Origin of the sequence: Streptomyces sp. NPDC001852 (assembly GCF_042891825.1) — a bacterium.
Lineage (GTDB): Bacteria > Actinomycetota > Actinomycetes > Streptomycetales > Streptomycetaceae > Streptomyces.
In genome coordinates this window covers 25,591-49,641 of the sequence record NZ_JBIATN010000007.1, presented here as the reverse complement: position 1 = coordinate 49,641, position 24,051 = coordinate 25,591, and the positions used below count along the sequence as shown (strand labels likewise).

Sequence of the window (24,051 nt, the reverse complement as noted above, 5' to 3'; positions counted from 1 at the left end):
GGACCTACGTCACCGTCGACCGTCCGGGAGCCCGCCATGTCGGTCACCCCTACCCTCGAGACCGATGTCCTGCGGCGGCAGGACCCGGCGATGGCCGAGATCCTGCTCGCGGAACTGGCGCGGCAGTCCACGACCCTGCAGCTGATCGCCGCCGAGAACTTCTGCTCGCCGGCCGTGCTCGCCGCCCTCGGCTCGCCGCTCGCCAACAAGTACGCCGAGGGCTATCCGGGCGCCCGGCACCACGGCGGCTGCGAGATCGTCGACCTCGCCGAACGCGCCGCCATCGACCGGGCCAGGGAACTGTTCGGCGCCGAACACGCCAACGTCCAGTCCCACTCCGGCTCTTCGGCCGTGCTGGCCGCCTACGCCGCCCTGCTCCGCCCCGGCGACACGGTCCTCGCCCTCGGCCTGCACTACGGCGGCCATCTCACCCATGGCTCGCCCGCGAACTTCTCCGGCCGCTGGTTCGACTTCGTCGGGTACGGCGTGGACGCGGAGACCGGGCTCATCGACCACGACCAGGTGCGCCACCTGGCCCTGGGCCACCGGCCCAAGGCGATCGTGTGCGGCTCGATCGCCTACCCGCGCCACATCGACTACGCCTTCTTCCGCGAGGTCGCGGACGAGGTCGGGGCCTATCTGATCGCCGACGCCGCGCACCCGATCGGGCTGGTCGCCGGCGGCGCGGCGCCGAACCCGGTGCCGTACGCCGACATCGTGTGCGCGACCACCCACAAGGTGCTGCGCGGTCCGCGCGGCGGGATGATCCTGTGCGGGAGCGAACTGGCCGAGCGCGTGGACCGGGCGGTGTTCCCCTTCACTCAGGGCGGCGCGCAGATGCACACGATCGCCGCGAAGGCCGTCGCGTTCGGCGAGGCGGCAACACCGGCCTTTGCCGTGTACGCCCATCAGGTGGTCGCCAACGCACGGGTTCTCGCCGGTCACCTGGCCGCCGAGGGCCTCACCGTCACCACCGGCGGCACGGACACCCATCTGATCAGCGCCGACCCGGCCCCGCTCGGCGTGGACGGCCGCACCGCACGCGGTCGGCTCGCCGCCGCCGGGATCGTCCTGGACTGCTGCGCCCTGCCGCACGGCGACGGCCGGGGCCTGCGCCTGGGCACGGCCGCGGTGACCACGCAGGGCATGGGGGAGCCGGAGATGGTGCGCATCGCCGCGCTGATGGCGGCCGTGCTGCGGGGCGAGAGCGAGCCGGCCGCGGCACGGGAGGAGGTGCGGGTTCTCACAGGTGCTTTTCCGCCGTATCCGGACTGAACGGGGGTAGGCGATGTCCCGTACGCCCCGATGTGCGCGGTGGTCCACAGCCGGGCGTGCAACCATCGTGGCTACCCGGAAGTCCCCATCCATATACGTCCATCGCTAGGGTATGGGGCTGTGATGGCCAGCGAGACCCGTGGGGAAGCCTGTGCGTGAATACCTGCTGACGCTCTGCATCACGGCCGCGGTGACGTACCTGCTGACAGGGCCGGTACGGAAGTTCGCGATCGTGGCCGGGGCGATGCCGGAGATCCGGGCGCGTGACGTGCACCGGGAACCCACTCCGCGCCTCGGCGGTATCGCCATGTTCTTCGGCCTGTGCGCGGGGCTGCTGGTCGCGGACCACCTGACCAACCTCAACGAGGTCTTCGCGAAGTCGAACGAGCCGCGGGCCCTGCTCTCCGGCGCGGCCCTGATCTGGCTGATCGGCGTCCTGGACGACAAGTTCGAGATCGACGCGCTGATCAAGCTGGGCGGGCAGATGATCGCCGCGGGCGTGATGGTCGTGCAGGGTCTGACGATCCTGTGGCTGCCCATCCCCGGCGTCGGCAACGTGGCGCTGACCCAGTGGCAGGGCACGCTGCTGACCGTGGCGCTCGTGGTCATCACGATCAACGCGGTGAACTTCGTGGACGGCCTGGACGGTCTCGCGGCCGGCATGGTCTGCATCGCGGCCGGCGCGTTCTTCCTGTACGCCTACCGGATCTGGTACTCGTACGGCATCGAGGCCGCCGCCCCCGGCACCCTGTTCGCGGCGATCCTGATGGGCATGTGCCTGGGCTTCCTGCCGCACAACATGCATCCCGCGCGGATCTTCATGGGTGACTCCGGCTCGATGCTGATCGGCCTGGTACTGGCCGCCGGCGCGATCTCGATCACCGGCCAGCTCGACCCGGACGCGCTGAACCTGTACGTGGGTTCCGAGAAGGCCGCGGTGCACGCGACGGTCCCGGTCTACATCCCGCTGCTGCTGCCGCTGACGATCATCGCGGTGCCGACGGCGGACCTGGTGCTCGCGATCGTCCGGCGCACCTGGCGCGGTCAGTCGCCGTTCGCCGCGGACCGCGGGCACCTGCACCACCGGCTGCTGGAGATCGGCCACTCGCACAGCCGGGCGGTGCTGATCATGTACTTCTGGTCGGCGCTGATCGCCTTCGGCGCGCTGGCCTACTCGGTCAACTCGGCCTCGATGTGGATCGTGCTCGGCGTGGTGTTCCTCAGCGCGGTCGGTCTGGTCCTGCTGCTGCTTCCGCGCTTCACGCCGCGGGTGCCGGTGTGGGCGCACTGGTTCGTGCCGCCGCGCTACCGGCTGCGCCGCCGTACGGCCCGGGCCGCTGTGGCCAGGGAGGCCGTGGAGGCCGTGGAGGCGGAGGAGACGCAGGAGACGACGGAACGGGCCCCCGTCACCGCGGGAGTCTCGGGCGTCAACGGAGCGACCGCGATCGGCGCTCGTTCGCGTTTTCTTGACCGGCGCTGACCCGCTCAAGGTAAGAATCAGACGAGAGCATTGCCAACTCGTGGTGCACCAAAGCCCTCCAATACCAGACAAATGGGCCCGGTTTTTGCACAGACGCGCACTGTCACTCTCATGTGTGACAGCAAGCACACCGACCAGGTAAAGACCTCATCAAATAGTTTGTGATACGGTTCACGAGAACCCGGGATAGAACCGAAGGACCGTAGTGCGACGGTCCATTGGTGTGAGGTCTCGATCACTCAGCCCGGGACTACGCTCGTCCATGACGACACCCTGCCCCCTGTGAAAGCGGAGTTGCCGCCATGCCGTCCAAAGACGCCCGGAACCTACTGCAGATCGCTGTGCCCGCAGCGGCTGCAGGCGCGATCGCCGTCGCCGTGAGCGCCGCGGTCGCGGGGGGCAAGGGCGCGCTCGGCGCGGCTGTCGGCACGGTGCTGGCCATCCTGTTCATGGGAATCGGTCTGTACGTGCTGCAGTGGACGGCAAAAACGCTCCCGCAGCTCTTCCAGGCCATGGGCCTCATGCTCTACATGGCCCAGCTGCTGCTCCTCTTCATCTTCGTCGCCGTCTTCAAAGGCACCTCCCTCTTCAACGGCAAGGCGTTCGCCGTGGGGATCGTGGTCACGACCGTCGCGTGGATGGCCGCACAGGCCCGCGCGCACCTGAAGGCCAAGATCTTCTACATCGATCCCGACTCCGCGAAGAGCGACAAGCCCGAGAAGACAGGGCCGTCATCGTGAGGGGTAGGGGCGGGATAAAGGCTTGTGAGATCTCCTGCTATCGTCCGGTGCCAACTGCGGCATCGCGGGCGCGGGCATCTGAGCTGACGCCTGCTCGATCGCGAGGCTCGATGCCCCCCAGCCGCCCCCACATCCGTAACACCAGTCCGGTGCCGATCCGCGGCCGCGCGCCGCGCCGACACAACGAGGTTGCCGTACCCATGCGTCACGCCGAAGGAGCCCGCGGTGAGTGCTGACCAGACCCAGCTCGCCTTTGACTGGAGTTGCCGGATCATGTCCGACAACGGGTGCGGCTTCCCGGCTCCGGGCCTGCACTCCTTCCTGTTCAAGCCGATCGTCACGGTCGGGGGCTTCGACTTCAACAAGGTGATGTTGCTCGCGCTCATCACCACCGCGCTCGTGGTCTCCTTCTTCTGGGCCGCGTTCGGCAGGGCGAAGGTCGTCCCGGGCAAGCTGCAGATGATCGGCGAGGCCGGCTACGACTTCGTGCGCCGCGGCATCGTGTACGAGACCCTCGGCAAGCGCGAGGGCGAGAAGTGGGTACCGCTCATGGTCTCCATCTTCTTCTTCGTGTGGATCATGAACGTCTGGTCCGTGGTCCCGCTGGCGCAGTTCCCGGTGGGCTCGATCATCGCCTACCCGATCGTGCTGGCCGTCCTCGTCTGGGTCCTGTGGGTCGGACTGACCTTCAAGCGGCACGGCTTCGTCGGCTTCTTCAAGAACATCACGGGCTACGACAAGTCGCTCGGACCGGTGCTCCCGCTCGTCATGGTCATCGAGTTCTTCTCGAACCTGCTGGTCCGCCCGTTCACGCACGCGGTGCGACTCTTCGCCAACATGTTCGCCGGTCACCTGATGCTGGTGATGTTCACCGTCGCCTCCTGGTACCTGCTGAACAGCTGGATGATCCCGGCCGCCGGCGTCTCCTTCGTGATGACGATGGCCATGATCTGCTTCGAGCTTTTCGTGCAGGCCGTCCAGGCGTACGTCTTCGTACTGCTGGCCTGCTCCTACATTCAGGGCGCTCTCGCCGAGCACCACTGAGCCCCACCACACCCCCGGTCGTCCGGTGGCCAACCCCCACCGGTCCGTAAAGAGAAGGAAGATTCAGCATGGCTGCCACTGAGACCCTCGCCGCTGTCTCCGGTTCCATCGGTTCTGTCGGTTACGGCCTCTCCGCCATCGGCCCCGGCATCGGCGTCGGCATCATCTTCGGTAACGGCACCCAGGCCCTCGCCCGCCAGCCCGAGGCCGCGGGTCTGATCCGCGCCAACCAGATCCTCGGCTTCGCCTTCTGTGAGGCGCTGGCCCTCATCGGCATCGTCATGCCGTTCGTGTTCGGTACGAAGTAAGACTTCCCCACCGACACGTTTCGACGAAAGGCACTGATGTGATCGCCAACCTGGTACAGCTGGCGGCCCCGGAGAAGGGCGGCAACCCGCTCCTTCCCGAGGGTCCGGAGCTGCTCGTGGGCACCATCGCCTTCGCCATCGTGTTCTTCTTCTTCTGGAAGAAGCTGCTTCCGAACATCAACAAGGTTCTGGAGGAGCGTCGCGCGGCGATCGAAGGCGGCATCGAAGAGGCCGACGCCATGAAGGTCGAGGCCCAGAGCGTCCTGGAGCAGTACAAGGCCCAGCTCGCCGAGGCCCGGCACGAGGCCGCGCGCCTGCGCCAGGAGGCGCAGGAGCAGGGTGCCACCCTCATCGCCGAGATGCGGGCCGAGGGCCAGCGGCAGCGCGAGGAGATCGTCGCCGCCGGTCACGCCCAGATCGAGGCCGACCGCAAGGCCGCCGCGCAGACGCTGCGTCAGGACGTCGGCAAGCTCGCCACCGAACTGGCCGGCAAGCTCGTCGGCGAGTCCCTCGAGGACCACGCCCGCCAGAGCCGTGTGATCGACCGCTTCCTCGACGAGCTCGAGGAGAAGGCCGAGGCCACGCGATGAACGGAGCGAGCCGCGAGGCCCTGGCAGCCGCACGTGAGCGTCTCGACGCGCTGACGGACTCCACGTCCGTGGACGCCGTGTCGCTCGCCGACGAGCTGGCGGCCGTCACCGCGCTGCTCGACCGCGAGGCCGGACTGCGCCGGGTCCTCACCGACCCGGCGAAGCCCGCAGAGGCCAAGGCGGACCTGGTCCAGCGTCTGATCGGCGCCCAGGTCAGCGGGCCCGCCGCCGACCTGGTGGCCGGGACGGTGCGCTCCCGCTGGTCGCAGTCGCGCGACCTGGTGGACGCGCTGGAGGAGCTGGCGGACATCGCCGACCTCACGGCCGCGGAGAAGCGGGGCACCCTGGACGAGGTGGAGGACGAGCTGTTCCGGTTCGGCCGGATCGTCTCCTCCAGCACCGAGCTGCGCGCCGCGCTGACCGACCGCTCCGCCGGTACGGCGGCCAAGACCGAGCTGCTGAACCGGCTGCTCGGCGGGCGGGCCAAGCCGGCCACGGAGCGTCTGGTGACGCGCCTTGTGACCGCGCCGCGTGGACGTAGCCTGGAAGCGGGACTGGAGTCCCTGTCCAAGCTGGCTGCCGAGCGCCGGGACCGCATGGTCGCCGTCGTCACCTCGGCGGTGCCGCTGAGCGACGGCCAGAAGCAGCGCCTCGGCGCCGCCCTCGCCAAGCTCTACGGCCGCCGGATGCACCTCAACCTGGACGTGGACCCCGAGGTGATCGGCGGTATCCGGGTGCAGGTCGGTGACGAGGTCATCAACGGCTCCCTCGCGGACCGGCTGGACGACGCCGCCCGCCGCATGGCGAGCTAGCAGCAACTCGATATTCGAGACGCTCGACATTCGGGACAACTCGACATCTCGAGAAAAGCAGTACGTACTTACGGCCCTGGTTGGGCCGTGCAGAGGATTCCTGGGGGTCGCCCCCAGACCCCCCAAGTGAAACTTCGGGCCCAACAAGGAGAGCAGGGAACCCAGATGGCGGAGCTCACGATCCGGCCGGAGGAGATCCGGGACGCGCTGGAGAACTTCGTCCAGTCGTACAAGCCGGACGCGGCCTCGCGCGAGGAGGTCGGTACGGTCACCCTTGCCGGCGACGGCATCGCGAAGGTCGAGGGTCTTCCCTCGGCCATGGCCAACGAACTGCTGAAGTTCGAGGACGGCACCCTCGGCCTCGCCCTCAACCTCGAGGAGCGCGAGATCGGTGCCATCGTCCTCGGTGAGTTCAGCGGCATCGAGGAGGGTCAGCCGGTCACGCGCACCGGCGAGGTCCTCTCCGTCGCGGTCGGCGAGGGCTACCTCGGCCGTGTCGTCGACCCGCTCGGCAACCCGATCGACGGCCTCGGCGAGATCGAGACGTCCGGCCGCCGTGCGCTGGAGCTGCAGGCCCCCACGGTCATGCAGCGCAAGTCGGTGCACGAGCCGATGGAGACCGGCTACAAGGCCGTCGACGCGATGACCCCGATCGGCCGCGGTCAGCGTCAGCTGATCATCGGTGACCGCCAGACCGGCAAGACCGCCCTGGCCGTCGACACGATCATCAACCAGCGCGACAACTGGCGCTCGGGCGACCCCAAGAAGCAGGTCCGCTGCATCTACGTCGCCATCGGCCAGAAGGGCTCCACCATCGCCGGCGTGCGCCGCGCGCTGGAGGAGAACGGCGCCCTGGAGTACACGACCATCGTCGCCGCCCCGGCGTCCGACCCGGCCGGCTTCAAGTACCTGGCGCCGTACACCGGTTCGGCCATCGGTCAGCAGTGGATGTACGAGGGCAAGCACGTCCTGATCATCTTCGACGACCTCTCGAAGCAGGCCGACGCCTACCGCGCCGTGTCCCTGCTGCTGCGCCGCCCGCCGGGCCGTGAGGCCTACCCGGGTGACGTCTTCTACCTGCACTCCCGGCTGCTGGAGCGCTGCGCCAAGCTCTCCGACGACATGGGTGCCGGTTCGATGACCGGTCTGCCGATCGTCGAGACCAAGGCCAACGACGTCTCGGCGTTCATCCCGACCAACGTCATCTCCATCACCGACGGCCAGTGCTTCCTGGAGTCGGACCTGTTCAACGCCGGTCAGCGCCCCGCGCTGAACGTCGGTATCTCCGTCTCCCGAGTCGGTGGTTCCGCCCAGCACAAGGCGATGAAGCAGGTTTCCGGCCGTCTGCGCGTCGACCTCGCCCAGTTCCGTGAGCTGGAGGCGTTCGCCGCCTTCGGTTCCGACCTGGACGCCGCGTCGAAGTCCCAGCTGGAGCGCGGCCAGCGCATGGTCGAGCTGCTGAAGCAGGACCAGTACCAGCCGATGTCCACCGAGGACCAGGTCGTCTCCGTGTGGGCCGGCACCACCGGCAAGATGGACGACGTCCCGGTCGCCGACATCCGCCGCTTCGAGCGGGAGCTGCTGGACTACCTGCACCGCAAGGAGCAGGGCCTCATGACCTCCATCCGTGAGGGCGGCAAGATGTCCGACGACACGCTCACGGCCGTCGCCGACGCGATCGCGGACTTCAAGAAGCAGTTCGAGACGAGCGACGGCAAGCTGCTCGGCGAGGACGTTCCTGCCGCTGCCGCCAAGTGACGTAAGGAAGGGACCTGACTCATGGGAGCCCAGCTCCGGGTCTACAAGCGTCGCATCCGATCCGTCAGCGCGACCAAGAAGATCACCAAGGCGATGGAGATGATCGCCGCCTCGCGTGTCGTGAAGGCACAGCGCAAGGTGGCGGCCTCCACGCCGTACGCGAACGAGCTCACGCGTGCGGTCACGGCGGTCGGCACCGGCTCGAACACCAAGCACCCGCTCACCACGGAGACGGAGAACCCGACCCGTGCCGCGGTCCTGCTCCTCACGAGCGACCGGGGCCTCGCCGGCGCCTTCAACTCCAACGCCATCAAGACGGCGGAGCAGCTGACCGAGCGCCTGGAGCGCGAGGGCAAGCAGGTCGACACGTACATCGTCGGCCGGCGCGGTGTCGCCCACTACAACTTCCGTGAGCGCAAGGTCACGGAGTCGTGGACGGGCTTCACGGACGAGCCGTCGTACGCGGACGCCAAGAAGGTCGCGGCGCCCCTGATCGAGGCCATCGAGAAGGAGACGGCCGAGGGCGGCGTGGACGAACTCCACATCGTCTTCACCGAGTTCGTCTCGATGATGACGCAGACGGCGCTGGACGCCCGGCTCCTTCCGCTGCGCCTCGAAGAGGTCGCCGAGGAGGCCCACCCCAAGGGTGAGATCCTCCCGCTGTACGACTTCGAGCCCTCGGCGGAGGACGTCCTCGACGCCCTGCTGCCGCGCTACGTGGAGAGCCGTATCTACAACGCGCTGCTCCAGTCGGCCGCTTCGAAGCACGCCGCCACGCGGCGCGCGATGAAGTCGGCCACCGACAACGCGGGCGAGCTGATCAACACGCTCTCCCGTCTTGCCAACGCGGCCCGCCAGGCCGAAATCACCCAGGAAATCAGCGAGATCGTCGGTGGCGCGAGCGCCCTGGCCGACGCGACCGCGGGGAGTGACCGATAAATGACCACCACTGTTGAGACCGCGACGGCTACGGGCCGCGTCGCCCGGGTCATCGGCCCGGTCGTCGACGTGGAGTTCCCCGTCGACGCGATGCCGGACATCTACCAGGCCCTGCACGTCGAGGTGGCCGACCCGGCCAACGCCGGCGAGAAGAAGACGCTGACCCTCGAGGTCGCCCAGCACCTGGGCGACGGCCTGGTCCGCACCATCTCCATGCAGCCGACCGACGGTCTGGTCCGCCAGGCCCCGGTCACCGACACCGGCGCGCCGATCTCCGTGCCGGTCGGCGACTTCACCAAGGGCAAGGTGTTCAACACCCTCGGTGAGGTGCTGAACGTCGACGAGTCCTACGACGGCGAGCGCTGGCCGATCCACCGCAAGGCCCCGAACTTCGACGAGCTCGAGTCCAAGACCGAGATGTTCGAGACGGGCGTCAAGGTCATCGACCTGCTCACCCCGTACGTCAAGGGCGGCAAGATCGGCCTGTTCGGCGGCGCCGGCGTCGGCAAGACGGTGCTCATCCAGGAGATGATCTACCGTGTCGCCAACAACCACGACGGTGTCTCCGTGTTCGCCGGTGTCGGTGAGCGCACCCGTGAGGGCAACGACCTCATCGAGGAGATGACCGACTCGGGCGTCATCGACAAGACCGCGCTGGTCTTCGGGCAGATGGACGAGCCCCCGGGCACCCGTCTGCGCGTCGCGCTGGCCGGCCTCACCATGGCCGAGTACTTCCGTGACGTCCAGAAGCAGGACGTGCTGTTCTTCATCGACAACATCTTCCGCTTCACGCAGGCCGGTTCCGAGGTCTCCACGCTGCTCGGCCGTATGCCGTCCGCGGTGGGCTACCAGCCGAACCTGGCCGACGAGATGGGCCTCCTGCAGGAGCGCATCACCTCGACCCGCGGTCACTCGATCACCTCGATGCAGGCGATCTACGTCCCCGCCGACGACCTGACCGACCCGGCCCCGGCGACCACCTTCGCCCACCTCGACGCGACGACGGTTCTCTCCCGTCCGATCTCCGAGAAGGGCATCTACCCGGCCGTGGACCCGCTGGACTCCACGTCCCGGATCCTGGACCCGCGCTACATCTCGCAGGACCACTACAACGCGGCCATGCGCGTGAAGAACATCCTGCAGAAGTACAAGGACCTCCAGGACATCATCGCGATCCTCGGTATCGACGAGCTCGGCGAGGAGGACAAGCTCGTCGTCCACCGTGCCCGTCGCGTGGAGCGCTTCCTGTCCCAGAACACCCACGTCGCCAAGCAGTTCACCGGCGTGGACGGTTCGGACGTCCCGCTCGACGAGTCGATCGCCGCGTTCAACGCGATCTGCGACGGCGAGTACGACCACTTCCCCGAGCAGGCGTTCTTCATGTGCGGTGGCCTCGAGGACCTCAAGGCCAACGCCAAGGAGCTGGGCGTCTCCTGAACTCCTTGAGTTCATGGGAGAGGGGCGCGGGCGCACTCTTCGGGGTGCGTCCAGCCCCTCTCTCCACGCCCACTAGAATTGACCCCAACACCCGGCAGAACCGCCGGGTGGTGACCCGAGGAGCCACCCTTGGCTGCTGAGCTGCACGTCGAGCTGGTCGCCGCCGACCGCCAGGTCTGGTCCGGCGAGGCCACCCTGGTCGTCGCGCGCACCACGTCCGGCGACATCGGCGTCATGCCCGGTCACCAGCCGCTGCTCGGTGTGCTGGAGTCGGGCCCGGTGACCATCCGTACGAGTGAAGGCGGGACGGTCGTCGCCGCGGTGCACGGCGGTTTCATCTCGTTCGCGGACAACAAGCTGTCCCTGCTGGCCGAGATCGCCGAGCTGTCGGACGAGATCGATGTCCAGCGCACGGAGCGGGAGCTGGAGCGCGCGAAGGCGGAGGGCGACGCCGCGGCCGAGCGCCGCGCGGACGTCCGCCTGCGTGCGGCGGCGGCGCGCTGATCCAGCCGCGCGGTACGTTGACATCACTCAGCCGCGGCCGGCCCGGAGCAATCCGGTGCCGGTCGCGGCTGAGGCAGATGTGGGTGTTTTTTCCGTTTCATTACTCAGTAACAGAAGCAGTTCCTAGGAGACGAGGAGGTCGGTGCCGATGGTCCTCGCTCTGACTGTGTGCGGGATCGTGGTCGCGCTCGTGGTGGTGGGACTGTTCCTGTTCGGGTTGCGCCGCAGGCTCATCCAGCGCTCCGGCGGGACCTTCGACTGTTCCCTGCGCTGGGACGTGGCCGAGAAACCGGACGCGGGCGGCAAGGGCTGGTCCTACGGCGTCGCCCGCTACAACGGCGACCGCATCGAGTGGTACCGCGTCTTCTCCTACGCCTTCCGGCCGCGCCGCACCCTGGAGCGGGCCGCCATCGAGGTGGCCGGCCGCCGGCTGCCCGAGGGCGAGGAGGAACTGGCGCTGCTCTCCGACGCGGTGGTCCTCGCCTGTACCCATCGGGGCACGCGCCTCGAACTCGCCATGAGCGAAGACGCGCTGACCGGATTCCTAGCGTGGCTGGAGGCAGCCCCGCCCGGTCAGCGCGTCAACGTCGCTTAGAGCTCTTTTTCCGGGTCCTGCGGTTCTACAGGTTGCTGCTGATGGCGTTCACGAGTTCACCGTCGCTGGTGTCGCCGCTGAACTCCCAGAAGAACGCGCCGCCGAGCCCCTGGGACTTGGCCCAGCTCATTTTCCCGGCGATGGTCGACGGGGTGTCGTACGACCACCAGTTGCTGCCGCAGTGGGCGTACGCGGTACCGGCGACTGTGCCGGTGACCGGGCAGGACGTCTTGAGCACCTTGTAGTCCTCGATGCCCTGCTCGTAGGTGCCGGCCGCGGGTCCCGTGGCCGTGCCGCCCGGGGCGTCCTGGGTGACGCCGGTCCAGCCCCGGCCGTAGAGGCCGATGCCGATGAGCAGCTTGGAGGCGGGGACGCCGACGGACTTGTACTTGGCGATCGCGTCGGCCGTGTCGAACCCGGCCTTCGGGATGCCGTTGTACGAGGTGAGCGGGGAGTGCGGGGCGGTCGGGCCCTGTGCGTCCCAGGCGCCGAAGAAGTCGTACGACATCACGTTGTACCAGTCGACGTAGCTCGCGGCGCCGGCGTAGTCGGCGGCCTCGATCTTGCCGCCGGAGGAGCCGTCGGCGGTGACCGCGGCCGTGACCAGTTTGCTGGAACCGAACTTGGCGCGCAGCGCGGCCAGCACGTTCTTGAAGGCCGCGGCCCCGCTGGTGTCACAGGACAGGCCGCAGGCGTTCGGGTACTCCCAGTCGATGTCGATGCCGTCGAAGACGTCGGCCCAGCGCGGATCCTCGACCAGGTTGTAGCAGGACTGGGCGAAGGCGGCCGGGTTGGCGGCGGCCTGGGCGAAGCCGCCGGACCAGGTCCAGCCGCCGAAGGACCACAGCACCTTGAGGTTCGGGTACTTGGCCTTCAGCTCGCGCAGCTGGTTGAAGTTGCCGGCCAGCGGCTGGTCCCAGGTGTCCGCCGCGCCGCTGACCGACTGGTCGGCGGTGAACGTCTTCTGGTAGTCGGCGTAGGCGTCACCGATCGCGCACTGGCCGTTCGTCACGTTGCCGAAGGCGTAGTTGATGTGCGTGATCTTCGCCGCGGAGCCGGACGTCACCAGGTTCTTGACGTTGTAGTTGCGGCCGTAGATGCCCCACTCGGTGAAGTAGCCGAGCTTGACCTTGTCGCCGCTGGGCGGGGGAGTGGTGGTGCCGCCGGTGGTGTGCACCTTGACCGCGCCGCTGACCGGGCCGGTCTGGTCGGCGGTGTCGCGGGCCTGCACGGTGTAGGAGTAGTCGGTGCCGGCACTCAGGCCGCTGTCCGTGTAGGAGGTCGTCGTCACCGTGCCGACGACCTTGCCGTCGCGCAGGACGTCGTAGTTCTTCACGCCCTTGTCGTCGGTGGCCGCGCCCCAGGAGAGCTTGACCGAGGTGTCGGTGATGTTCGAGGCGGTCGGGGTGCCGGGCGCGGAGGGCGGCGCGTCACCGGGGACGGTCGTACCGTCGCAACTGTCGCCGTTGAGCTTGCAGTTGCTCGGCGATCCCGGTCCCGAGCCGTTGAAGCCGAAGGAGACGGAGGCGCCGGGGGCGATGGTTCCGTCGTAGGACTTGTTCTTCGCGGTCCAGTGGGTGCCGGAGCTGGTGACGTCCGCGTCCCAGGCGGAGGTGACGGACGTACCGGAGGGGAAGTCCCACTCGACGGTCCAGGAACTGATGCTGCTGGTACCGGTGTTCTTGATGGTCCACTGACCGCCGAAGCCGGTTCCCCAGTCGCTGGTCTTGCTGAAGCTCGCCGTGGCGTTGCTCGCGGCCTGGGCGGGGTTCGCGAGACCGACGAGGCCGGCCAGGGGGAGCAACAGGGTCGCGAGCCCTGCCGCGGCTCTGTGTCTGAAGCGCATGCTGCGCCTCCTCGTTATGGGGTTGTGGGGTTGGGGGCGTCAGGGGCATGACTGAGCCTTCACGCCCATGGTGCTGCGAGAGTAGAAAGGTCTGGACCACGGGTCAATAGGTCTGGACCAATTCGGATGCTGGTCTTCGAAACCTCTCGCTGCTCCCCAACTCCTGTGCCGGTGAGGCGGCTTGGACCGGCAGGGCGGTCACCAGGCGACGGGCAGCTCGGCGAGGCAGTGGAAGACGGGGTGCTCACGGAAGCGGAGCCGGGAGGGCTCGCAGGCCAGACGGAGCGTCGGCAGCCTGGTGAAGAGGGAGCCGAGGGCGAGCGTCACCTCCAGCCGGCCCAGCGAGGCGCCGAGGCAGAAGTGGGCGCCATGACCCCACAGCAGATGGCCGGAGGCGTCGCGGTGGATGTCGAGCCGTCCGGGGTCGGGGAAGACGGCGGGGTCATGGTTGGCGGCGAGCAGACTGATCATCACCGACTCGCCCTCCCTGACCAGGGTCTCGCCGATCCGGAGGTCCTCCGTGGCCTGGCGCACCACGCCGTCCTGGACGATCGACCAGAACCGCATCGACTCCTCCACGAAGCCCGGCAGGAGCGCCCCGCTCCCGGCGAGGACCTCGGCGCGCAGCCGGTCATCGGTGAGCAGGCTCGACGCGCTGACCGCGATCTGCGTGGCGGTCGACTCGTGGCCGGCGACGAGCAGGAGTTTGAGCACTCCCAGGAGATCGGCGCGATCGAGGTCGCCGGTGATCACGTGCTGGTGGACGAGACGACTGACCAGGTCGTCACCCGGGTCGGACTCCTTGGCGCGCGCCGTCTCGTCGAGGAAGGCGATGATCCGGTGGTGCGCCGCCAGCGAGAGAGCCGGGTCACCGTCCGCGAGCATGATCTGGGTCTGCTCCAGGAAGAACGCGGTGTGCTCGTCCGGGATCCCCAGCAGCCGGGCGATGACCAGCGCCGACACCTTGGTGGCGAAGTCCCGTACCAGATCGGCGGGTTGCGGACCGGACGCCAGCGCGTCGGCCACCTGGTCGGTCACCTCCTGCACCCGGGGCCGCAGCGCGCGCACCCGGCGCACGGTGAACTCCGGGGCGACCGTCCTGCGCAGCCGGCCGTGCTCCGGATCGTCCATCCGCAGAAATCCGCTCGGCCGGTCGTCGACGGGCACGGGGAAGCGCACCGGAAAGCCGGGCCGCGTCTCGTCGGCGCTCAGCCGGGGGTCCTTGAGGGCCGCCCTCACCTCCTCGTGGCGGGTGATCAACCAGACCAGCTGTGCCTCACCGGCGCCTGCCGGCAGCCGGACCCGCGTCGGCGGGCCCTCACGCACCACACCGAGGGCCGGCGGAGGCGACATCGGACACACGCGGGCCAGCGGCCAGTCGAGGACGCGGGAGTCTGCACCGGGCATGGTCCTTCCCTTCATCGCGTACGAATACCCGGGCCACCCGGCATCCCGGCGACGGGTGCCCCAACCGGACCACACAAGCACCCGCCCCTGACACCCCGGTGACCCACCACTGACCCCCGGGGCCGGATCGACTCCGCCGGGCCGCGTCCGCCGCCGGCCCCGCCCACCCTGCCGCCCTCCCGGTGCGGGGTCGTACGCTGACCGGCGACGAGGAGGGCGGCCCATGACGGACACGGCGGGATCCGGTGCGGTGCTGGTCGTAGACGACGACGCGGCGATCCGGCGCTCGCTGGAGCGCGGCCTCAGGCTCAGCGGCTTCGCGGTGCGGACCGCCGCCGACGGGCCCGAGGCGCTGGCCGCGATCCGGGACGCGCCGCCCGATGTGCTGGTGCTCGACGTGTCGATGCCCGGCATGAGCGGCATCGAGCTGTGCACCCGGCTGCGCGACGAGGGCCGGGACCTGCCCGTCCTGATGCTCTCCGCGCTGGACGAGACCGCCGACCGGATCGCCGGGCTCCAGGCGGGCGGCGACGACTACCTGGTCAAGCCGTTCGCCCTGCAGGAACTGGTGCTGCGGCTGCGGGCCCTGCTGCGCCGCCGCCCGCCCACCGGCCGCGCGCACCTGCGGGTCGCGGGCCTGGTGATCGACCCGGCCGCCCGCACCGCCGAGCGGGACGGCAGGCCCCTGGACCTCACCCGGCGCGAGTTCGAGCTGCTGGAGGTGCTCGCCCGCAACGCCGGCCTGGTCCTCACCCGCGACCAGCTCCTGGAACGGGTCTGGGGCTACGACTTCGACGTGCGCACCGACGCCGTCGACACCTTCGTCAGCTATCTGCGGCGCAAACTCGAGGCGGAGGGGCGTCCGCGGCTGATCCACACCGTGCGCGGAGTGGGCTTCGTCCTGAGGGAACGGCCGTGAGACTCTCCACCCGGATCGCCCTCGCCGTCGGCTGCACCGTCCCGCTGCTGGTGCTGGCCTGCGGCTGGCTGCTGCTGCACCTGGTCGCCCGCGATCTGCACCGTACCGAGGACCAGCATCTGCGGCAGCGCGCGGTGGCCGTCGCCCCCGAGGCCCGGGCGCTGCTGCGGGCCACGGCGAACGGCAGGCCCAGGGCGGCGGACACCCGGGAGCGACAGCTGTTCAGCGCCGCGCTCGACGTCGGCGTACGCGTCGCCGGACCGGGCGCGGACTTCAGCGGCGGACCCCAGCCCGGCCCGGCCGTGGCCCTGCCCGACGTCTCCTCCGGCTTCGCCACCGTCCGCGACGGCGCCCGCAGTTGGCGGGCCCTGGCCCGGCCCCTGAAGGGCCCCACCGTCTCCGGCACCCTGTGGGTCTTCTCGCCCGACACCGCCGACCGCGCCCAACTCCGCCTCGTCCGGCGCCGGGTGATCCTCACCGCCGTACTCGCAGCCCCCCTGTCCGGGCTGCTCGCCTGGGGCCTGGCCACCGGCGCGAGCGCACCGCTGCGCCGCCTCACCCGCCGTACCGCAGGCCTCGACCCGCGCACCAGCACGGCCCGGCTGCCGGAAGGACGCACCGGGGTGCGGGAGGTGGACGAACTGGCCACGACCCTCAGGACCGTCCTCGCCCGCTACGACGAGCAGGCCGCCCGCACCGGCGAGGCCCTGGACACCGCCCGGTCCTTCTCCTCCGCCGCCGCGCACGAACTGCGCACCCCGCTGATGAGCATGGGCACCAACCTGGACATCCTCGCCGACCACCCCGGCCTGCCGGATGCCGACCGCACCGAGGTGCTCGCCGATCTGCGGCGCGAGCACGCCCGGCTGCTGGGCCTGCTGGTGATGCTGCGCGAGCTGGGGCGCGGGGACCTGGTGGAGGCGGAGGCGTTCCGGGACGTCGACCTGTCCGAGGTCGCCGACGCGGCCGTCGCGGAGGCCCGCCGCCGTGCCCCGGACGCCGACATCGCCCTGGACGCGGCACCCGGGCCCACCGTGCACGGCTGGGAACCGGGCCTCAGGCTGCTGCTGGACAACCTGCTCGGCAACGCCCTCGCCCACGGCCGCGACGCCCGGGGCCGGGCACGGGTGCGGGTCGGCGTGACCAGCACCGCCGGCCAGGTCCTCGTCACGGTCGACGACCACGGGCCCGGGGTGCCGCCCGACGCCCGCGCCCGGATCTTCGAGCGGTTCCAGCGGGGGCCGGACAGCGCGGGCTCCGGGCTCGGCCTCACCCTCGTCGCCCAGCAGGCCGCCCTGCACCGGGGGAGCGTCGCCGTGCACGAGGGGCCGGACGGCACCGGGGCGCGCTTCGCGGTACGGCTGCCGTCGGGCGGCGCGGACCTGCCCGGCCGCCGGGACTGGCTGATCGGTACAGCCGGGGCAAACCGGTCACAGAGTTTCCCCAAAGACACTTCCTAGCCTCCGTTGCGATGGACGACGGGCCCGTCCGAGAAGGGACACGGGCTCGTCCGCGAAGGGAACGGAGACACCGATGAACGCACGTCGACGGACGCGCACCCTGCTCGCCGGGTGCGCCGTGGCGGCCGTACTGGCGGGCACCGCCGGGGTGGCCTCGGCCGACAGCAGCACTCCCGCGACCGGGCCCACCGGTGACGGGGCGCACGCCCTGTGCAAGCGGGTGCCGAAGATCGACCGCCGGATCGAACGGGCCCTGAACCGGCTGGACGCCGGCCCCGGCACCCGTGGCTCCATCGCCCGCCTGGAGCAGCGCGTGGACAACGCGAAGAAGGCGGGCCACACTCAGGTCGCCACCTTCCTCCAGGACCGGCTGGACTTCCGCAAGTCGCTGGTGACCAGCCTGAAGCAGCGCCAGAAGGACCTCAACGACGTCAAGACGTGGTGCCAGGCCCACGGCGGCGTCGGGAAGGCGGCGAGCTGATGCGGGCACGCCGGGCGGCGTTGCCGGCGGTGGCGCTGCTCGTGGCGCTCACCGCGGGCTGCGCCCACCACGACGGGGCGTCCCCGGCGACACCGCCGGCCTCCGGCGCCCCTACCGGCACGCCCTCCGGATACGCCGAGATGCAGAAGAAGGTGAACGCGGCCGAGTCGGCGGCCGCCGCGGCCGACCGGGACGCGACGAGCAACGCGGACCGGTGAGGCGTACGGGTCCCGGGCGGGAGGCGCCCCTCAGCGCTCCCCGCCCGGCACCCACAGGACATCGCCGACCTCCTTGTTCGCCACCCGAGCCAGGATGAACAGCAGGTCGGACAGCCGGTTGAGGTAGGTCGCGGTGAGGGGGTTCATCGTGTCGCCGTGCGCTTCCAGGGCCGCCCAGGTGGAGCGCTCGGCGCGGCGTACGACCGTGCAGGCCTGGTGCAGCAGGGCGGCGCCCGGGGTGCCGCCGGGCAGGATGAAGGAGCGGAGCTTCTCCAGTTGCTCGTTGAAGCGGTCGCAGTCCGCCTCCAGCTTGTCGATGTAGAACTGCTCCACCCTCAGCGGGGGGAACTGGGGGTTCTCGACCACCGGCGTCGACAGGTCCGCACCCACGTCGAACAGGTCGTTCTGGACGCGGGTGAGCACCTTGACGACCTCCTCGTCCAGGCCGCCCAGCGCGAGCGCGGTGCCGATCACCGCGTTGGCCTCGTTGGCGTCGGCGTACGCCGAGATCCGGAGGTCGGTCTTGGCGACCCGGCTCATGTCACCGAGTGCGGTGGTGCCCTTGTCGCCGGTCCTGGTGTAGATGCGCGTCAGATTGACCATGCCGCCAGCGTAGTTACGCCCCGGCCGTCCGGAACACTCGTGTGCCCACCGTCACCGTCAGCGCCGCGAGACCGACGGCGACGAGGACGCCGTAGAGCATGTGCGCGGATCCGTAGTGCCCGACGTAGGCGTCACGCACCGCGTCCACCAGGTAGCGGAACGGGACGAAGTGCGACAGCACGTTCAGCCAGCCGGGTGCGAGGCTCATCGGGAGCATCAGGCCGGACAGCAGCATCGACGGCATCGACACCATGTTGATCAGCGGGCCGAACTCCTGCGGGGTGCGGACCTTCATGCCGAGCGCGTACGACAGCGAGGCCAGCGAGAACGTGAGCAGGGCGACGAACGCGAAGCCGATCAGGACGCCGGCGAGCGGCGCACGCAGGCCCATCACGAGCGCGGCCAGCACCAGCAGCACCGCCTGGAAGACGAAGACCGTGGCGTCGCGCAGCACCCGGCCGAGGAGGAGGGCGAGGCGGCTGACGGGGGTCACGCGCATCCGCTCCACCACCCCCTGACCCTTCTCGACGATCACGGTGAAGCCCGCGAACAGGGCGCCGAACAGGCCGAGTTGGAGCAGCAGGCCGGGGACCAGCACCTGCCAGGAGCTGCCTGTGCCACCGAGGGGGAGGCGGGTGAGCAGGGGGCCGAAGAAGAGCAGATGGAGCAGGGGGGTGAGCACCCCGAAGAGCAGCGCGAACCGGGAGCGCATCGACTGGCGCAGATAGCGGCCGTAGACGAGGGCCGTGTCGTTCAGGAGCATGCCGGGTTCCCTATACGGCGACGGGGGCGGAGTCGGCCGGGGCGGGGCCGCGACCGGTGATGGCGAGGAAGGTGTCCTGGAGCGTGGCGTCGAGCGAGCCGCCGTGCCGCAGCTTCAGGGCGCCCGGCGTGCCCTCGGCGGCGACCGTGCCCCGGTCGACGATCACCAGGCGGTCGGCGAGGGCGTCGGCCTCGTCCAGGTGGTGGGTGGTCAGGAAGACGGTCGTACCGTGATCGTCGCGCAGCCTCCGGACCAGGTCCCACAGGTCGGCGCGGCTGCCCGGGTCCAGCCCGGTCGTCGGCTCGTCCAGGAACAGCACCTTCGGCCGGTGCGTGAGCGCCATCGCGATGTCCAGCCGGCGTCGCTGCCCGCCGGAGAGCGCGCCGGCCTTCCGGTCGAGGAAGCCGGTGAGATCCAGCTCCCGCGCCAGCTCCTCCGCCCGCGTGGCCGCCTCGGCCTTCGGCAGGCGGTACAGCCGCCCCTGGGTGACCAGTTCCTCCCGCACGGTGATCTGCGGATCGACCCCGCCGGACTGGGCGACGTACCCGCTCGCCGCCCGCACCGCGGCGGGATCCGTCGCCAGGTCGTGCCCGGCGACGGTGGCGGCGCCGCCGGTCGGCCTCAGCAGGGTGGTGAGCATCCGCAGGGTGGTCGTCTTGCCGGCCCCGTTGGGCCCGAGGAAACCGAGGATCTCGCCCTCGCGGACGGTGAGGTCGATGCCGCGCACGGCCGCCACGGGTCCGGCCTTGGTCTGGAAGGTGCGGGCGAGTCCCGCCGCGCTGATGACTGCTGCCATGCGAACAGGAAAACAGAGACATTGAAAATTTGCAATGACTCCAACTTTTCTGAGCGCCCAAGTTTTCATGCGATCCAGCGAAGTTAGGATGCGGGCATGGCAGAGGGGCTCAGGGAGCGGAAGAAGCGGCAGACCAGGCAGTACATCTCGGATGTCGCCACGGGGCTGTTCGTCGAGCGCGGCTTCGACGCGGTCACGGTCGCGGAGATCGCGGAGACGGCGAACGTCTCCGTCAACACCGTCTACAACTACTTCCCCGCCAAGGAGGACCTCTTCTTCGACCGCTCCGCCGGCATGATCGACCGCCTGGCCCGCTGGGTCCGCGGCCGCCCCGAGGGCGAGTCGGCCGCCGCCGCCGTCCTGCGCGAACTGCGCGAGGAGGTCGAGGCGGTCTCACCCCGGGTCGGGCTGCTGCCCGGCTACGCCGCCTTCATGAAGGTCATCGAGGAGGCCCCGGCCCTGCGCTCCCGCCTGTGGGCCCTCGCCCAGGAGGTCCAGGCCAACCTGGAGCAGGCCCTGCGCGAGGAGACCGGCGCCGCGGACGAGGACGAACTGCCCCACCTGGTGGCCGGTCAGATCGGCTGGGTCCACAGCACGGTCATCGCGGTCATCGGCCGCGAGATGGTCAAGGGCCGTGATCCGCGCGAAGTGTCCCGAGAGGTCCTGGTGCTGCTGGACGACATCGAGGACCTGTTGAGCGAGAAGGTCCTCGGCTACGCGGTGCGGGCGGCAGGGCGGACCTCGGAGTCGTAGGACGCGGCGGGGCGAGGGCGAGACTACCGGCATGGATCTGCTGTCGCTGCGATACTTCCAGGCCGTCGCCCGTCACCAGCACATCAGCCGGGCCGCCGAGGAACTCCGGGTGGCCCAGCCGTCGGTGAGCCGCACCATCCTCCGGCTCGAATCGGAACTGGGCGTCCAGCTGTTCGACCGTCAGGGCCGCCGGATACGGCTCAACGAGCACGGCGCCGCCTTCCTGCGCCGGGTCGAGCGAGCCCTCGCCGAACTCGACGACGGCCGACGGGAGCTGGCCGACGCCTCCGGAGCCGGGCCCGGCCGTGTCGCCGTGGCCGCGGAGACCCTGTTCCAGCTCGCCGGGGTGCTCTCCGCCTTCCGTGCGCTGCGTCCCGGGGTGAGCGTGCGCCTGTTCCAGGCCCCGGTGGAGTCGATGCGACGGCATCTGGGCTCCGGTGAGGTGGATTTCGCGCTCGCCTCCCAGCCTCTCGCCGGGTCCGGGCTGTGCGCGGTGGAACTGGTCCGGGAAGAGGTGCTGCTGGCCGTGCCGCTCGGGCATCCGCTGTCCGGCCGGGGGAGCGTCGCGGTGGCCGAGCTGGCCGACGAGGACTTCGTCACCACACGCACCGGTCACTGGCAACGCACCCTGCTGGAGCGGCTCTTCGCCCGTGAGGGACTGACGCCCCGGGTGGTCTGCGAGGGGGACGAGGCCGCCGCCACGCCCGAGCTGATCGGCAGCGGACTGGGCATCGGTCTGATGCCGGCCATCGCCCGGCGGGCCCTCGGCGAGCACGGCAGGGTGGCCCTGCTGCGGGTGGACGCCGAGGACTGCCGGCGGACCCTGACCCTGGTGTGGCGTGATCATGCCCATCTTTCCCAGGCCGCCCTGGACTTCCGCCGCGTGGCCGTGGAGTCCTTCATGCCCGACGCGTCATAAGGACATGGCCAAACTGGTCGTGGAAGGCATGAGGGGCGGGAACTAGCGTCGAAGGCGTCCACTGGATCCGGCAGAGGGAGCACGGTGATGACCCGACAACGAGCCGCAGCGGAAACCGACTTCAGCAGCTATGCCGAGGCCGTACTCGACGCCCTGTCCGCCGAGCCGTCACGGGCGGCCGTCACCACCGCCGAAGGGCAGGTGATCAGCGCGGGCGCGTTCCGGGACCAGGTCCACCGGCTCGCCGGTGAGCTGGCGGAGCGAGGGGTGGGCCTCGGCACCACGGTCACCCTCCTCGCCGGCAACACCGCCGAGGCCCTCGTCGCCCGCTACGCCGCCAACCTGGCCGGCGCCCGGATCGTCGCCCTCTACGAGGGCATGAGCCCGCCGGTCATGGCCCGCGTGACGGAGAGCGTGGACTGCTCACTGCTGCTGGTGGACGACCGACAGCCCGCCGCTGCAAAGGAGTTGACCGCTCTTCCCGGCACTCCCCGGGTGCTCTCCCTCGGGCCGGGCGGCCCGGGCGAGGACGTACTGGCCGCGGCCGCCCGGCGCCCGGCCCGGCCGATGGGCCACCTGGTGGGACCGGACGACGACTGGTGCATCCGGCACACCGGCGGAACCACCGGAATCCCCAAGGGCATCCGCATGACCCATGGCTCCTACCGGCGGAGCCTGGACCGCCCCCTCACCGGCGCCGGCGATCCGCCCCGCCATCTGGCCTGCACCTCGCTCGCCCACCTCGCCGGAATCTTCGCCGACATGGCACTGCTCCGGGGCGGCTCGGTGGTCCTGCGGCACGGATTCGAGCCCGGGGACGTGCTGGCCACGATCGAGCGCGAGCGCATCACCCACACCTGGCTGCTGCCGCCACTGCTCTACCAGCTCCTGGACCATCCCGACCTGCCCCGCACCGATCTCTCCAGCCTCTCCCGGATCAGCTACGGCGGCACCGCCGCCGCACCGGCCAGGATGCGGGAGGCGGCCCAGGCGCTGGGGCCCGTGCTCTACGGCCTGTACGGGCAGGCCGAGGCCCAGCTCATCACCGAAGCGCGCCCCGAGGAGCTGGAGCTGAGCGGCCGGGGCGGGCAACTGACGGTCGGCCGGCCCCTGCCCGACGTGCGGATCGCCGTCCGGGACGCCGACGGCACCACCCTGCCGCCGGGAGAGGCGGGCGAGGTCCACGTGCGCTCGCCCTACGTGATGCGCGGCTACTGGAAGCAGCCGGAGCTGACCGCCGAGGTGCTGCGCGACGGCTGGGTGCGCACCGGTGACGTCGGCTATCTCGACGACGACGGCCGTCTCTACATCGTGGACCGGATCAAGGAGATGATCGTGGTCGTCGGCGGCCATGTCCATCCGGCCGAACTGGAGGAGCTGCTGCTGAGCCATCCCGCCGTCGCCCAGTGCGTGGTCTTCGGCAGCCGGGACGAGGAGTCGGTCGAGCACGTGCACGCCGCGGTGGTTCCCGCCGCGGGGCAGCGGCCCTCACTTGAGGAGATCCGCGACTTCGTCACCGCCCGCAAGGGCCGGCTGTACGCCCCCGAGGCCCTGCACCTGGTGACCGGCATCCCCCTCACGGCAGCGGGCAAGCCGGACCGGCGGGCCCTGCTGGAGCGCACCGCGCCCGGCGGCTCCGGCGAACGACGGCCATGAGCCGGCGGCGAGGAGATGCCCTCCCGAGCCGCGCCGGACCGGTCAGCGTGCCGCCTCCGTGAGCAGCGAGCTGACCCGGTCGGCGAAGCGGGGGCCCGGCACGGGTATCTCGACGCCGGGGTGCCGGGCGTAGCCGCGTCGGACGGCGTGGGCGACGTAGGTCGTGACGGCGTCGGTGCGAAGAGGCCGCCGGCGTGCTCCCGGGGACGAGAGCCGGCTGAGGACCCTGAGCACCGTGGGCACGGACGCGTCGAAGGTGCAGCTCACCGGCGGACAGGTGCCGGTCACGGGGATGGTGTCGCGGTCGGTCGTGGCGTCCAGGCCGGTCTGGTCGTACCAGAAGGCGGCCGCGTGGGCCTCGCCGCGCGCGCGATGGTGCAGCGACAGGCAGTACGCGGACGGGGCGTGGCCGGCACCGGCCGCGTACTGCCACCAGAAGCGGGCTCCCTCGTCGGTCCCGGCCACGTGCAGCGCGCAGCCGAGCAGCCAGGCGCACTCGGGCTCGGGGAGCTGGTCGGTGAGGAAGCGCAGACTGCCGGGGGCCAGCGCGCCGAGGAGGGAGTCGCACAGCGTGCGCAGGTCGCGGGTCGCGGCCGGGTCGGCGGGGCGGGCGTCGGCGACGCGGGTGAGGTCCTCCCCGTACCCGGGGTAGTCGCTGTCCTCGTAGGGGATCGTGTCGGCGGGGACGTCGGGGTGCCGGCGCAGGCGGGCGCGGGCGAGAAGGGCGTCTATCTCGGTCATGGCGGTA

25 protein-coding genes are annotated in these 24,051 nt (G+C 70.4%); 19 read left to right on the top strand and 6 right to left on the bottom strand.

Annotated elements, in window-relative coordinates:
• Window positions 1–36: 36 nt before the first annotated feature.
• The 12 genes from glyA (at window position 37) to ACFYZB_RS14075 (ending at window position 11,482) form a co-directional block, all read left to right on the top strand.
• On the top strand, window positions 37–1,275 hold the full coding sequence (gene glyA / locus ACFYZB_RS14130) for a serine hydroxymethyltransferase (protein ID WP_388758187.1): 1,239 nt from the start codon (window positions 37–39) through the stop codon (window positions 1,273–1,275).
• Between the two features lie 151 nt (window positions 1,276–1,426).
• On the top strand, window positions 1,427–2,755 hold the full coding sequence (locus ACFYZB_RS14125; RefSeq protein ID WP_388758185.1) for an MraY family glycosyltransferase: 1,329 nt from the start codon (window positions 1,427–1,429) through the stop codon (window positions 2,753–2,755).
• Window positions 2,756–3,057: 302 nt separating this feature from the next.
• A complete protein-coding gene (locus tag ACFYZB_RS14120) occupies window positions 3,058–3,495 on the top strand; it encodes a hypothetical protein (RefSeq protein WP_153546527.1) in 438 nt (145 codons plus the stop codon).
• A gap of 273 nt (window positions 3,496–3,768) precedes the next feature.
• A complete protein-coding gene (gene atpB / locus ACFYZB_RS14115) occupies window positions 3,769–4,539 on the top strand; it encodes a F0F1 ATP synthase subunit A (protein WP_351215731.1) in 771 nt (256 codons plus the stop codon).
• Window positions 4,540–4,607: 68 nt separating this feature from the next.
• A complete protein-coding gene (locus tag ACFYZB_RS14110) occupies window positions 4,608–4,847 on the top strand; it encodes an ATP synthase subunit C (protein WP_053670587.1) in 240 nt (79 codons plus the stop codon).
• Between the two features lie 38 nt (window positions 4,848–4,885).
• A complete protein-coding gene (locus ACFYZB_RS14105; protein ID WP_351215672.1) occupies window positions 4,886–5,437 on the top strand; it encodes a F0F1 ATP synthase subunit B in 552 nt (183 codons plus the stop codon).
• On the top strand, window positions 5,434–6,249 hold the full coding sequence (locus ACFYZB_RS14100) for a F0F1 ATP synthase subunit delta (protein WP_351215670.1): 816 nt from the start codon (window positions 5,434–5,436) through the stop codon (window positions 6,247–6,249). Before ACFYZB_RS14105 ends, ACFYZB_RS14100 begins: the two co-directional genes overlap by 4 nt.
• Window positions 6,250–6,414: 165 nt before the next feature.
• A complete protein-coding gene (gene atpA, locus ACFYZB_RS14095) occupies window positions 6,415–8,007 on the top strand; it encodes a F0F1 ATP synthase subunit alpha (RefSeq protein WP_351215668.1) in 1,593 nt (530 codons plus the stop codon).
• Between the two features lie 21 nt (window positions 8,008–8,028).
• Window positions 8,029–8,946: a F0F1 ATP synthase subunit gamma gene (locus ACFYZB_RS14090; RefSeq protein WP_351215666.1), complete on the top strand. Its 918-nt coding sequence runs from the start codon at window positions 8,029–8,031 to the stop codon at window positions 8,944–8,946.
• Complete coding sequence (gene atpD, locus ACFYZB_RS14085) at window positions 8,947–10,383, top strand: F0F1 ATP synthase subunit beta (RefSeq protein ID WP_388758181.1); 1,437 nt, start codon at window positions 8,947–8,949, stop codon at window positions 10,381–10,383.
• Window positions 10,384–10,512: 129 nt separating this feature from the next.
• Window positions 10,513–10,887 (top strand): F0F1 ATP synthase subunit epsilon, encoded by a 375-nt coding sequence (locus tag ACFYZB_RS14080; protein ID WP_023546729.1) that lies wholly within the window; start codon window positions 10,513–10,515, stop codon window positions 10,885–10,887.
• 148 nt (window positions 10,888–11,035) lie between these two features.
• On the top strand, window positions 11,036–11,482 hold the full coding sequence (locus ACFYZB_RS14075) for a DUF2550 domain-containing protein (protein ID WP_351215662.1): 447 nt from the start codon (window positions 11,036–11,038) through the stop codon (window positions 11,480–11,482).
• Between the two features lie 25 nt (window positions 11,483–11,507).
• Here ACFYZB_RS14075 and ACFYZB_RS14070 read toward each other — a convergent pair whose 3' ends face one another.
• Both ACFYZB_RS14070 and ACFYZB_RS14065 read right to left on the bottom strand, forming a co-directional pair.
• Complete coding sequence (locus tag ACFYZB_RS14070; protein WP_388758178.1) at window positions 11,508–13,328, bottom strand: glycosyl hydrolase family 18 protein; 1,821 nt, start codon at window positions 13,326–13,328, stop codon at window positions 11,508–11,510.
• Between the two features lie 198 nt (window positions 13,329–13,526).
• Window positions 13,527–14,735, bottom strand: coding sequence for a cytochrome P450 (locus ACFYZB_RS14065; protein ID WP_351215658.1), 1,209 nt, complete (start codon window positions 14,733–14,735; stop codon window positions 13,527–13,529).
• A gap of 223 nt (window positions 14,736–14,958) precedes the next feature.
• Between ACFYZB_RS14065 and ACFYZB_RS14060 the strand changes: the two genes are divergently transcribed.
• The 4 genes from ACFYZB_RS14060 (at window position 14,959) to ACFYZB_RS14045 (ending at window position 17,813) form a co-directional block, all read left to right on the top strand.
• Complete coding sequence (locus tag ACFYZB_RS14060; RefSeq protein WP_388758175.1) at window positions 14,959–15,654, top strand: response regulator transcription factor; 696 nt, start codon at window positions 14,959–14,961, stop codon at window positions 15,652–15,654.
• The gene (locus ACFYZB_RS14055) at window positions 15,651–17,114 is read left to right on the top strand and encodes an ATP-binding protein (RefSeq protein ID WP_388758173.1); all 1,464 of its coding nucleotides are present in this window, start codon (window positions 15,651–15,653) and stop codon (window positions 17,112–17,114) included. Before ACFYZB_RS14060 ends, ACFYZB_RS14055 begins: the two co-directional genes overlap by 4 nt.
• 73 nt (window positions 17,115–17,187) lie before the next feature.
• Window positions 17,188–17,595 carry a hypothetical protein gene (locus ACFYZB_RS14050; protein ID WP_351215652.1) on the top strand — a complete coding sequence of 136 codons (408 nt, stop codon included), beginning with the start codon at window positions 17,188–17,190 and terminating at the stop codon, window positions 17,593–17,595.
• Window positions 17,595–17,813: a hypothetical protein gene (locus ACFYZB_RS14045; RefSeq protein ID WP_388758170.1), complete on the top strand. Its 219-nt coding sequence runs from the start codon at window positions 17,595–17,597 to the stop codon at window positions 17,811–17,813. The genes ACFYZB_RS14050 and ACFYZB_RS14045 overlap by 1 nt, the downstream gene beginning before the upstream one ends.
• A 30-nt stretch (window positions 17,814–17,843) precedes the next feature.
• Here ACFYZB_RS14045 and ACFYZB_RS14040 read toward each other — a convergent pair whose 3' ends face one another.
• The 3 genes from ACFYZB_RS14040 to ACFYZB_RS14030 are packed head-to-tail and all read right to left on the bottom strand — an operon-like array spanning window position 17,844 to window position 19,975.
• Window positions 17,844–18,416, bottom strand: a complete 573-nt coding sequence (locus ACFYZB_RS14040; RefSeq protein WP_388758168.1) for a cob(I)yrinic acid a,c-diamide adenosyltransferase — start codon at window positions 18,414–18,416, stop codon at window positions 17,844–17,846.
• A gap of 13 nt (window positions 18,417–18,429) precedes the next feature.
• Complete coding sequence (locus ACFYZB_RS14035) at window positions 18,430–19,179, bottom strand: ABC transporter permease (RefSeq protein ID WP_388758166.1); 750 nt, start codon at window positions 19,177–19,179, stop codon at window positions 18,430–18,432.
• Window positions 19,180–19,189: 10 nt separating this feature from the next.
• The gene (locus ACFYZB_RS14030) at window positions 19,190–19,975 is read right to left on the bottom strand and encodes an ABC transporter ATP-binding protein (RefSeq protein WP_388758164.1); all 786 of its coding nucleotides are present in this window, start codon (window positions 19,973–19,975) and stop codon (window positions 19,190–19,192) included.
• 96 nt (window positions 19,976–20,071) lie between these two features.
• Between ACFYZB_RS14030 and ACFYZB_RS14025 the strand changes: the two genes are divergently transcribed.
• The 3 genes from ACFYZB_RS14025 (at window position 20,072) to ACFYZB_RS14015 (ending at window position 23,303) form a co-directional block, all read left to right on the top strand.
• A complete protein-coding gene (locus tag ACFYZB_RS14025) occupies window positions 20,072–20,728 on the top strand; it encodes a TetR/AcrR family transcriptional regulator (RefSeq protein WP_388758162.1) in 657 nt (218 codons plus the stop codon).
• A gap of 31 nt (window positions 20,729–20,759) precedes the next feature.
• Complete coding sequence (locus ACFYZB_RS14020) at window positions 20,760–21,647, top strand: LysR family transcriptional regulator (RefSeq protein WP_388758160.1); 888 nt, start codon at window positions 20,760–20,762, stop codon at window positions 21,645–21,647.
• 87 nt (window positions 21,648–21,734) lie between these two features.
• Window positions 21,735–23,303 (top strand): AMP-binding protein, encoded by a 1,569-nt coding sequence (locus ACFYZB_RS14015; protein ID WP_388758158.1) that lies wholly within the window; start codon window positions 21,735–21,737, stop codon window positions 23,301–23,303.
• 42 nt (window positions 23,304–23,345) lie between these two features.
• Here ACFYZB_RS14015 and ACFYZB_RS14010 read toward each other — a convergent pair whose 3' ends face one another.
• Complete coding sequence (locus ACFYZB_RS14010) at window positions 23,346–24,044, bottom strand: hypothetical protein (RefSeq protein ID WP_388758156.1); 699 nt, start codon at window positions 24,042–24,044, stop codon at window positions 23,346–23,348.
• Between the last annotated feature and the right edge of the window lie 7 nt (window positions 24,045–24,051).